This window comes from Phenylobacterium sp. (genome assembly GCF_016793225.1).
Lineage (GTDB): Bacteria > Pseudomonadota > Alphaproteobacteria > Caulobacterales > Caulobacteraceae > Phenylobacterium.
The window spans coordinates 1-10665 of record NZ_JAEUMN010000142.1 but is presented as its reverse complement, the minus strand read 5'-3'; the positions used below and the strand labels follow the sequence as shown (position 1 = coordinate 10665).

Genomic DNA, 10665 nt, shown 5'->3' with positions numbered 1-10665 from the left:
CCGTGCTCTTCGGTCGTGGCCTCGGTCAGTCGGATCACTCTGGAGCCCCGCCCCTCCCGGCGAAGGCCGGGATCCAGATGCACACGGAGGTCGGCCCTAAGCCTTTTCCGCCACCTGCGCGGTCGGCAGGACGTAGTCCTTCATCTGTTCGCGGATCAGCTTCTTGTCGATCTTGCCGGTCGCGCCCAGCGGGATGTTCTCGACGAAGACCACGTCGTCGGGGGTCCACCATTTGGCGATCTTGCCGTCCAGGAACTTCAGGTAGTCGTCCTTGGTGGCGGTCTCGCCCGGCTTCAGCTGCACCAGCAGCACGGGCCGTTCGTCCCACTTGGGATGATAGGCGCCGATCACCGCGGCGTTGGCCGCCGTGGGGTGGCCGACCGCGATGTTCTCGATCTCGATGGTCGAGATCCACTCGCCGCCGGACTTGATGACGTCCTTGGCCCGGTCCGTGATCTGCATGTAGCCGTCGCCGTCGATGGTGGCGACGTCGCCGGTGTCGAAGAAGCCCTCGTCGTCGAGGATCTGGCCGCCTTCGCCCTTGAAGTAGCTGCCGACGATGAAGGGGCCCTTCACCATCAGCCGGCCGAACGTGGCGCCGTCGTGCGCGATGCGCTTGCCCGCGTCGTCCTCGAGCTTCATGTCCACGCCCACCGGCGGACGGCCCTGCTTCAGCTTGTAGCGGAGCTGGTCCTCGGCGCTCATGGCCGCGACCTTGGCGTTGGGCGCCGAGAGCGTGCCCAGCGGCGACATCTCGGTCATGCCCCAGGCGTGGGTCACGTCCACCCCGTGCTCGTCGCGGAAGCCGCGGACGATCGCCTCCGGAACCGCCGAGCCGCCGATCACCACGCGCTTCAGCGTGGAGAGCTTGCCGCCGGTGGCGCGCAGGTGCTGCAGCAGGCCCAGCCAGACGGTGGGCACGGCCGCCGAGAAGGTCACGCCCTCGCTCTCCAGCAGTTCGTGCACCGACGGGCCGTCCAGCTTCTGCCCCGGCATCACCATCTTGCAGCCCGCTGCGGCGCACGAGAACGCCAGGCCCCAGGCGTTGGCGTGGAACATCGGCACCACCGGCAGCACCGTGTCGCGCGCCGAGAGCCCCATGACGTCGACGCCCAGCGTCACCAGCGTGTGCAGGAAGTTCGACCGGTGCGAGTAGAGGACGCCCTTCGGATTGCCCGTCGTGCCCGAGGTGTAGCAGAGGCTGGAGGCGGTGTTCTCGTCGAAGCCGCCCCACGCGCAGTCGGCCGACGCGCCGTCGACCAGGTCCTCGAAGCACAGGGCGCCCGGCAGGTTCACGCCCTTCATGCCCTCGCGGTCGGTCATCACCACGATGTGCTCCACGCACGGCATCTTGGCCCGGTTCTCGGCCAGGATCGGCACGAAGGTCAGGTCGGTGAAGATGATCCGGTCTTCGGCGTGGTTGATGATGTAGCAGAGCTGCTCGGCGAAGAGCCGCGGGTTGAGCGTGTGGCAGACGGCCCCGATGCCCATGATCCCGTACCAGGCTTCGATGTGCCGTCCGGTGTTCCAGGCCAGGGTGCCGATCCGGTCGCCGACCTGCACGCCCAGGCCCTTCAGCGCGTTCGACAGCCGCTTGGCGCGGGCGTGCACCTCGGCCCAGTTGCTGCGCACGATCGGCCCCTCGACGGACCGGCTGACGATCTCGCGGTCCCCGTGCCAGGCCTTGGCGTGATCGAGGATCCGATCGACGGTCATCGGCCAGTTCTGCATCAGGCCCAACATGCAAGCGTCTCCCGACTTATCGTTCGTAAGTTACTGAGCACGCTTAGTGAGCGGATGCGCGTTCCGCAACGGCCCTGCGCTCCGCGGCGCGGGCGCGGCCTCGACCACCGCCGACGCGCCGCAAGGTCAGCCCGCGAGCCACGCCCGCGCGGCGGCGCCCTGCTCCGCATCGGTGTTCACGCGCGGCCAGGCGAGATCCTGTGCGGCCAGCCGCGCCGCCTGGTCGGGCAGCACCTCGACCGTGGCGTCCGAGGCGTCGCCCTCGCGGCCCGCCACCCGCGCCTCCAGCACCGCCAGCGGGGCGTCCAGCCAGGCCGGGCGGAACGGGACGCCGCACGCAGAGGCCAGCGCCTCGGCGCGGGCCCTCAGCGCCGGGTCCAGGAAGGTCGCGTCCAGCACCACGGCGCGGCCGGCCCTGAGCAGGGCGCGGGCGCTCTCGAACAGGGTGTCGTAGGTGCGGGCGTAGTGCTCGGGCGCGTAGGCCTCCGGCGGCAACCGATCCGTGGGCGCCACGCCCGCCAGGCGCTTCCTCACCTCGTCGGTCCGCAGGATCACCGCGCCCGGGGACGCGCCCAGCGCCGGCGCGATCGCCCGGGCGAACCTCGACTTGCCCGACCCCGACAGGCCGCCCACCGCGGCGAGCACCGGCGGCGGCGGCGACAGGTGGGCGATGGCCGCCTCCACATAGGCGCGGCCCGTCTCCGCGTCGTTCGAATGCGCCATCACGTGCGCCCGGACCCCGGCCCGCACCGACAGCATCAGCGGCAGGGCCGCCAGGCCGTCCCAGATCTCGGCGGGGAAGCTGCGCGCCGCCTCGTCGAGGTAGCCCGAGAGCGCCCGCACCGCCGCGTCGCGACGGTCGCGGAAATCCAGGTCCATCAGCAGGAAGGCCAGGTCGTACAGGACGTCCAGGTCCGACAGCAGGTCGTTGAACTCGATGCAGTCGAACAGCACCGGCCGTCCGTTCTCCAGCAGGATGTTGCCGAGGTGCAGGTCGCCGTGGCAGCGGCGGGAGAAGCCGGTCGCCGCGCGGTGCGCCAGCAGCGCCGCCTGCGCCTCCAGCGCGGCCTCGGTCGCCTCGACCATCACCTCGACCCGGGCCTGGTCCAGGCCCTGGCACGTCTCGCGCAGCAGCTGCGCGTTCGAGCCGACGGTGAACGAGAGCGCCGTGAGCCCGCCCGCGGGCCGCAGCGGCGCGGCGGCATGGAAGCCGGCGATGGTCCGGCCGAGCCCGTCTGCCAGGTCGCCGTCGACCGCCTCGGGCTGGGCCGAGAGCACCCCGCGCTCGTCGAACCGGCGCATTTCCAGCACGTGCTCGACGGTCTCGCCGGCGCCGTCGATGGCGAAGCCTCCGCCCGGCTCGCGGGTGACCCGGCGCACGGCGCGATAGATGTCCGGCGCAGTGGCCCGGTTGAACTCCAGCTCGCGGTCCAGCGCCCACCTGCGCCGTTCGGGCGTCGAGAAGTCGGCGTACCCCAGGTCGGCGTGGCGCTTGATCTTCCAGGCCGCGTCGGGCGCCAGGAACACGTGGGCGCAGGCCGTGTCGATGGTCCGCTGCGTGCGCCCGGCGAACCAGGCCATCAGCTCGGCTTCCAGCCCGGTCGGGGCGTCGAACGCGCTCAAGGGAACAGTCGGCGCGTGGTCCAGCCGCCTTCGGCCCTGTCGAACACCAGCCGCTCGTGCAGCCGGAACGGCCGGTCGCGCCAGAACTCGATCGTCTGCGGCTCGACCCGGAACCCCGACCAGTGCGGCGGCCGCGGGACCTTGCCCAGGCCGAAGCGCAGGCCCACCTCGGCGATCCGCTTCTCCAGCGCCAGCCGGTCGGGCAGCGTCCGCGACTGGTCCGAGGCCCAGGCTCCCAGCTGGGCCGGCCGCGCCCGCGTGGCGAAATAGGCGTCGGCCTCGGCGTCTGTGGTCCGCGAGACGGCGCCGCGCACCCGCACCTGCCGGCGCAGCGACTTCCAGTGGAACAGCAGCGCCGCCTGCGGGTTGGCGGCCAGTTCCTGGCCCTTGGCGCTGCCCAGGTTGGTGTAGAAGACGAAGCCCGCCGGATCGACGTCCTTCAGCAGGACCATCCGCACGTCCGGCAGCCCGTCGGCGTCGGCGGTCGCCAGCGCCATGGCGTTGGCGTCGTTCGGCTCCTTCTGGAGCGCCTCGGCGAACCACTCCTGGAAGAGCGCGAAGGGGTCCGCTTCGCTGAGCAGCGGCGGCGGTTCGGCGGCGGTCACCTGCCGGACATAGTCGTCCTCGCTGGGCGACGGCGGGATGAGCGTCTTGTCGGTCACGCTCGCCCTATAGCGCGAGGCGCAAGCCCCTTGCGAGCGCTTAACCCGCCTTAACGGAGCGTTGAGGTCGTTCACCTTAATCTCGCCGCTCATGACTCGGCCGATGCCCGAGATGTCGATGAGGGACGCCCGCGAGGTGCTGGGCGTGACCTCCGCCGCGACGCCGGCGGAGGTGCGGCAGGCCTTCCGTGAGGCCGCCCGCCGCGCCCATCCCGACGCCGGCGGCGACGCCGGCGCCTTCCGCCAGGTGGTCGACGCCTACCAGCGCCTGCAGGATCCCGAGACGTTCACCGCCCCGCCCGTCCGCCCGCGGCCGAGCCCGGACCCCGACCTCGAGATCAGCCCCAGGCTCGCCCTGGAGGGCGGCGACGTGGACCATCGCTTCCCGGACGGACGGATCATCCGCATCAGCCTGCCGCCGGGCCTGCGATCGGGCGACAAGGTGCTGGCCGGCGGCGCCGAGCTCTGCGTCTACGTCCGCGCCCACGACGGCGTGCTGGTCCGCGGCGACGACCTCTGGCTCACCGCCAAGGTGTCGGCCGCCACCCTGAAGAAGGGCGGGCGCATCACGCTGGAGACCCCGCTCGGTCCGCGCAGCGTCTGGATCGACCGCAAGGCCGCCGAGCGCGGCCTCGTCCGGCTCGAGGACGAGGGGCTCCCCGCCCGCGGCCGCCGCCCCAAGGGGCACATGTTCATCCGCCTGACCGCCGCCCCCGGCCTGGCCGACAGCGCCGCCATGGCGCTCCTGCGCCGCTTCGCAGCCGCCTGGGCCGCCTAGCCCCGCCCGTGACGGCGGGATTCCGCTCGGCTACTCCAGGGCGTGCGGAGGGCGCGATGAGGACGATTCTGCTGGCCGTGCTGGCCTCCCTGTGGGCGACGGCCGCCCTCGCCTACCCGGTGGGCGAGCGCCACTTCCAGACGACCCAGCCGACGGCGCCGCTGCGCGACGCGCAGCACAGGGACGCCCTGCGCATCACCGTCTGGTATCCGGCGAACGACCTGACGCCCGAGGAGGACATCCTCATCGGCCCGCCGGAGAACCCGCTGTTCTACGTGGGAGAGGCGGCCCCGAACGCGGGCTTCGCCGACGACCGGCGGCGGCCTGTCATCCTGTTCTCGCACGGGTTCGGCGGCGCCGCGCGGATGATGGGCTGGTTCGGGACGGTGATGGCCGCGCAGGGGTACGTCGTCATCGCCGTCGACCATCCCGGCAACAATGGCGTCGATCCGATGACGGTCGCCGGGGCGGCCCTCTTCTGGGAGCGGCCGGGCGACCTGGCCGCGGCGCTCGCCCGCGTCCGCCAGGACCCGGAGCTCGGCCGCCGCCTCGACCTGGCGAAGGTGGGCGTCGCGGGCTTTTCCGCCGGCGGCTTCACGAGCCTCGTCGCCGCCGGCGCGCGGGTGGACGTCTCGCGTTTCAAGACCTTCTGCCGGGAACGGCCCAACGACGGCGTCTGCAGGCCGCAGAAGGAGCTTCCGACCCTCACCATCGACCAGGCCGTGGCCTTCCTCGAAAGCCCCGAAGCGAAGGCGGCCGTGGACCGCGCCGCCGGCGACCTGAGCGTGCCCGAGGTCCGCGCCGCCTTCGCCATGGCCCCCGCGATCGTCCAGGCGCTGGACCTGCCCAGCCTGCAGGGCCTGCGCATCCCCGTCGCCATCGTGGTGGGCGACGCCGACGAGGTCGCGCCGCCGAACACCAACGGCAGCTACGCCGCACGGATGATCCCGGGCGCCCGCCTGAAGGTCCTCCCCGGCGTCGGCCACTACGACTTCCTGTCCCGCTGCACGCCCGCCGGAGAGGCGGCAGTCAGGGACCTCTGCGCGGTCGGCGTCCCGCGCAGCCAGACCCACCGCGCCGCGATCGAACAGGCCCTGATCCACTTCGGCCGCGCATTCGGGCCGCCGCCCTAGACCGCCGGCCCGCCTCGTCCGCCGATGCCGACAGGCTCATGGACCGGCGACGCCACGCCATCCCCACGACCGAACCGCCGGGACCGTCCTCTCAACCCTAGCCCTCGCCGCAACCATCGCCTTCTGGGCCAGGTGATCGAGGCACCGACCTTGGCTTGGCCGGCGCCGCGGTGGATCCGCGGATGACCAGCTCGTGCGGCAGCCGGCGATGCACGACCTCGTCCTCCACCCCGAAGAGGAGGCTCGCGGCGGCGTAGGCCAGTTCGCGGGTGGGCTGGCGCACGGTGGTCAGCGGCGGCCAGAGCTGGCTGGCGAGGGCCGTGTCGTCGAATCCGGCGACCGACAGGTCTCCCGGCACCGAAAGTCCGCGGCGGTGCGCCACCGTCAGCACGCCGGCCGCCATGTCGTCGTTGCTGGCGAAGATCGCCGTCGGCCGCTGCGGCAGATCGAGCAAGACGTCGGCGGCCGCCTCGCCGGAGGCGAAGTCGAACTGGCCCGGCCGCACGTACTTGGGCTCGAACGCCAGCCCCGCCCGGTCCAGCGCCCGGCGATAGCCGAACAGCCGCAGATCGCTGGCGGCATGATTGCTGTGGCCGATGATGAACCCGATCCGGCGGTGCCCCAGCGCGATGAGATGGCTGGTCATGTCGTCGGCGGCCTGGACGTCGTCCATCGAGACGGAGGAGCTGCGGTCGTGCTCGGTGCCCGGCGAGATGCGGACGTACGGCACGCCGCGCCGGTCGAGCTCGGCCAGGGCGGCGGCGGCGTCGGTGACCGGCGAGGACAGGATCACGCCGTCGACCTGTGTCTGGTCCACGAGCCCTCCGATCTCGCGCGCCAGGTTGGGCGAGGCGACGTCCGAGGGCTGGGCCAGCAGCCGCACGCCCTCCTCGATGCAGCGCGCCCAGACGCCGGTCTGGATCTGGTGGATGTAGTGGGGGCTGTGGTTGTCGTAGATCAGTGCGATCTGATAGCTGCGGCTGCCCTTCAGGATCCGGGCCGCCACGCTGGGCTGGAAGTTGAGCTCGGCCATGGCCCGCTCGACCGCGAGCCGCGTCCGCTCCGAGACGTACTTCTCCTTGTTGAGGACCCGCGAGACGGTCTTCATCGACACGCCGGCCATGTCCGAGACGTCTTTGATGGTCGGCCGCATGGCTCAGCCTTACGAGAATGGCTCCCGATCGCCTAGTCCGATCGGCCCGACTCTTCCCCGGGCGCGCCCGGAGCCGGATCGATGAAGGTCGGCTGGAAGCTGGGGAGGGGCAGGCCCGCCACGCCCGGCCTAAAGGCGAAGAGACCGCCGGCCAGCGGCTGCGCATCGCGGTCCGCGTCCGGCAGGCCGTCCCAGGCGCTGGTGATGAAGAGGGTCGCGAGGTCCGCGCCGCCGAAGGCGCAGCTCGTGGGCTGCCCGACCGGCATCGGCACGACCCGGTCGATGCGGCCGTCCGGCGCATATCGGACCAGCCGGAAGCCGCCCCACTGCGCGTTCCACAGGAACCCCTCGGCGTCGACGGCGCCCCCGTCCGGCGTGGCCGGCTCGCCGCGCGTGTGGGCGAAGACGGAGCGGTGCGAGAGGTCGGCGGTGTCGTAGGCGTAGATCGTCTGGACGCTGGAATCGGCGAGGAAGAGCCGCCGGCCGTCCGCCGTGAAGCAGACCGTGTTGGCGATGTGGACGCCGTCGAGGACGCCTTCGGTGTCGCCCGAGGGCCCGGTGCGGTAGAGGCGGCCCGGGCGGCGACCGCCGTCGTCGTCCATGGTGCTCCACCAGAAGTCGCCCTTCGGATCGATCTTGCCGTCGTTCGTGCGGAACCCCGCGTCCAGCTCGACCGGCTGCACGATCCGGAGGTCCTCCGCGTCAGGACGCCAATGCGCCAGTCCCCGCTCGGTCGCCATCACGAGGCCCCCGCCACGGCAGACGACGGCGGCGCTGGCGCGGAGCCCGAGCACCCTGCGCCGGCTCTCGCCCGTTTCCGGCGCGAACCAGTTCAGGGCCCCCGCCTTGATGTCGAACCAGTAGAGCCGGCCCTCCTCGGGCGACCAGCATGGCCCCTCGCCCAACCGGTCCTCGAAGCTCACGACACATTCAGGCGACATCCGGCGCATCCCTGCCAAGCGATCGAACCCATGTGGCCCGCTGGGGCCGCACGGCGTCAACGCGGAGCGCCGGCAAGGGTCGCGCGGCGGCCGCGGCTTCAGGCCCTGAACCGGCGGCTCAGGCTTTCCAGCCCGCCGGTGATCAGGCTGACGCACATCCCGGTGGCGGTCTCCACATCGAGCTGCCCCTCGCCCACGAGGCGCCCGGCGCGGTCCGTCACCGCCGAGGTCATCTCGACGGCGGCGATCGCGACGGGCAGCGGCAGGCCGTACTCGCGGCGCGTCGCGCGCACGAAGAAGCGCACGGTGCGTTCCCGGTCGGCGCGGGTTTCCGCCTGCATGAGGGCGGCCACCGAGGGATCGGCCAACAGCGCGGCGATCAGGGCGCCCCGGTCGCGGGTCTGTTCGAGATAGAGGCGCGTGGTCTGGGCGATCAGGTCCGCGAAGGTCTCCGCGCGCAGGGCGCTCGCCATGCCGCGGTCGCGCAGTTCGCCCTGCTCGCGGCCCAGCAACGCGGCGAGCAGGGCGTCGCGGCTCGGGAAGTAGTTGTAGACGAGCCCCTTGCTGATCCCGACCTCGCGCGCCAGCCGCTCCATGCTGACCGCATAGAGTCCCTCGGCCAGGATGAGCTGCGCCGCCTCGTCGAGGATCTGCCGGCGGCGGATCTCGGGGGAGAGCCGGGTGCGCCTGCGCGGGACGGACGCGGCGCCGCTCACAGGTCCGCCATGCGCCAGGCCGCGACGCCCGCCGCGGGCAGGCTCGCCCCGCCGAGCACGAAGGCGGCGTCGGGCGGGGCCGGCGTGCGCCGCATCTCCGGCGAGAGGTTGAAGGCGAAGCACAGGCCGCCGCGGCGACGCAGCCGCACGCCCTCCTCCAGGACCTGCACCGGCAGTCCGGCCTCGAGCGCGAGGGTGGCGATCACATGGTCCAGCAGCTCGGTCTCGGGCCAGGTCGCCAGATAGTGCCAGGGACCGTTCGAGACCCAGGCCGCCCCGCCGTCCGCGAACACCGCCCGCGCGGGGAGTTCCGTCTCGAGGACCTCGCGCCACAGGCGGGCGTCCCAGACACGGCCGCCCGTCTTCACCTGCGGGCCCGCGCCCGGCCTCAGGCTCTCCACACGGACCACGCGCAGGGCCAGTCGCGCCTGCAGCGGACCGGGCGGCAGGTCCGCGGGAATGTGCCCGTCGCGGGTGCGCGAGCCGGTCCTGGGGCCCAGCAGCACGACGGCGCCCGAGGCGGCCAGCGCCGCCAGCGTCTCTTCGCTCAGGATCGGGAGCGACGGGGCGACGACAAGCCCGTAACCGGACAGGTCGGCGTCGGGCGGCACGATGTCGACATCGAGGCCCAGCCGTCGAAGCGCAGAGTACATCTCGAAGGCCAGCCGCAGCCAACGGAAGCCCTGGGCGTGGGGTTGGATGCCGAACTGCCAGTCGGCCTCGTAGCTGAAGACGAGCGCCACGGGCGCCCGCCGGCACGGCGCCAGGGCGCCGATCTCCCTCAGCTCGAGGGCCGCCTGGCGCGCTTCCTCGCCGCCGCGGTCCAGCACGTTGTCGGGCCGGTTCAGGCCGGCGTGCATCTGCTCCTGGGCGAACGGGACTTGCCGCCAGCGGAAGTAGCTGACGACCTCCGCGCCGTGCGCGAACGCTTCCCACGTCCACGTCCGCACGGCGCCCGGCAGCGGCGCGGGATTGTAGCGGGCCCAGTTCACCGGCCCAGGCTGCTGCTCCATCACCCACCAGCGTCCGCGCCCTACGCCCCGGTAGAGGTCGTGGTGGAAGCCCGAGATGTCCGGATGCCCCTGGCGCAGGTACCGAAGCTTCTCCGTGTCCGGAAACCAGAACTGCTCCAGGAAGCCCAGCGGGTAGGAGTCCCAGCTCGCCACATCCAGGTCAGCGCCGACCTGGAAGTGGTCGAACTCGGTGTAGAAGCCCATGAAGTTGTGGGTCACGTCGCGCCCGGGAGAGAGGCGGCGGATGATCTCCACCTGCAGCCGGTTGAACCTCGCCACCTCGTCCGAGGCGAAGCGGTTGTAGTCCAGGCGGTGGCTGGGGTTGGCCTCGGTCACGGTGAGGTTGGGCGGCTGGACCTCGTCGAAGTCGCGGTACTCCTGCGACCAGAACACCGCGCCCCACGCGCGGTTGAGCGCCTCGACCGACTGGTAGCGCTGCGCCAGCCACTCGCGGAACGCCCGCGCCGCCGCGGGCGAGTAGCTGATCGTGGTGTCGTGACAGCCGTACTCGTTGTCGGTCTGCCAGGCGCCGACCGCGGGATGCCGCCCGTAGCGTCCCGCCACCGCCTCCGTGATCCGCGCGCACTCGGCGCGGTAGGCCTCACTGGAAAAGCAGTAGTGGCGGCGCGAGCCGAAGCCGCGCGGGCGGCCCGACGCATCGAGCGCCAGCATGTCCGGGTTCGCGTCGACCAGCCACTTGGGGGGCGTGGCCGTGGGCGTGCACATGACGATCCGGAGCCCCGCGGAGGCGAGGGTCTCGACGGCGCGGTCCAGCCATGCCCAGTCGAAGCGGCCCGGCTCGGGCTCGATCCGGCTCCAGGCGAACTCGCCGATGCGCACCCAGTGGATGCCCAGCTCGGCCATCCGCCGCGCGTCGTCCGCCCAAAGCGCCTCGGGCCAGTG

General features: G+C 72.3%; 9 protein-coding genes. 2 read left to right on the top strand and 7 right to left on the bottom strand.

Going from position 1 to position 10665, the window contains the following annotated elements; genetic code table 11:
* Window positions 1-96 precede the first annotated feature (96 nt).
* The 3 genes from JNK30_RS16275 to pdxH all read right to left on the bottom strand — a co-directional run bounded on the left by JNK30_RS16275 (window position 97) and on the right by pdxH (window position 4028).
* Complete coding sequence (locus tag JNK30_RS16275) at window positions 97-1743, bottom strand: long-chain-fatty-acid--CoA ligase (RefSeq protein ID WP_293483735.1); 1647 nt, start codon at window positions 1741-1743, stop codon at window positions 97-99.
* A 126-nt stretch (window positions 1744-1869) separates the two neighbouring features.
* The gene (locus tag JNK30_RS16270; protein WP_293483734.1) at window positions 1870-3366 is read right to left on the bottom strand and encodes a bifunctional aminoglycoside phosphotransferase/ATP-binding protein; all 1497 of its coding nucleotides are present in this window, start codon (window positions 3364-3366) and stop codon (window positions 1870-1872) included.
* Window positions 3363-4028, bottom strand: coding sequence for a pyridoxamine 5'-phosphate oxidase (gene pdxH, locus JNK30_RS16265; protein ID WP_293483732.1), 666 nt, complete (start codon window positions 4026-4028; stop codon window positions 3363-3365). Before pdxH ends, JNK30_RS16270 begins: the two co-directional genes overlap by 4 nt.
* Before the next feature lie 91 nt (window positions 4029-4119).
* Here pdxH and JNK30_RS16260 point away from each other — a divergent pair, with 91 nt between their 5' ends.
* Entirely contained in the window at window positions 4120-4806 is a 687-nt protein-coding gene (locus JNK30_RS16260) for a DnaJ domain-containing protein (RefSeq protein ID WP_293483731.1), read from the top strand.
* Between the two features lie 56 nt (window positions 4807-4862).
* Window positions 4863-5939, top strand: a complete 1077-nt coding sequence (locus JNK30_RS16255; protein WP_293483729.1) for a hypothetical protein — start codon at window positions 4863-4865, stop codon at window positions 5937-5939.
* Window positions 5940-6036: 97 nt separating this feature from the next.
* Here JNK30_RS16255 and JNK30_RS16250 read toward each other — a convergent pair whose 3' ends face one another.
* The 4 genes from JNK30_RS16250 to JNK30_RS16235 form a co-directional block, all read right to left on the bottom strand.
* The gene (locus tag JNK30_RS16250) at window positions 6037-7092 is read right to left on the bottom strand and encodes a LacI family DNA-binding transcriptional regulator (protein ID WP_293483728.1); all 1056 of its coding nucleotides are present in this window, start codon (window positions 7090-7092) and stop codon (window positions 6037-6039) included.
* A gap of 32 nt (window positions 7093-7124) precedes the next feature.
* Window positions 7125-8033 carry an SMP-30/gluconolactonase/LRE family protein gene (locus tag JNK30_RS16245; protein ID WP_293483726.1) on the bottom strand — a complete coding sequence of 303 codons (909 nt, stop codon included), beginning with the start codon at window positions 8031-8033 and terminating at the stop codon, window positions 7125-7127.
* Window positions 8034-8131: 98 nt separating this feature from the next.
* Window positions 8132-8749, bottom strand: a complete 618-nt coding sequence (locus tag JNK30_RS16240; RefSeq protein WP_293483725.1) for a TetR/AcrR family transcriptional regulator — start codon at window positions 8747-8749, stop codon at window positions 8132-8134.
* Window positions 8746-10665 (bottom strand): beta-galactosidase (locus JNK30_RS16235; RefSeq protein ID WP_293483723.1); only part of this gene is annotated, 1920 nt, incomplete at its 5' end. The genes JNK30_RS16235 and JNK30_RS16240, both read right to left, overlap by 4 nt.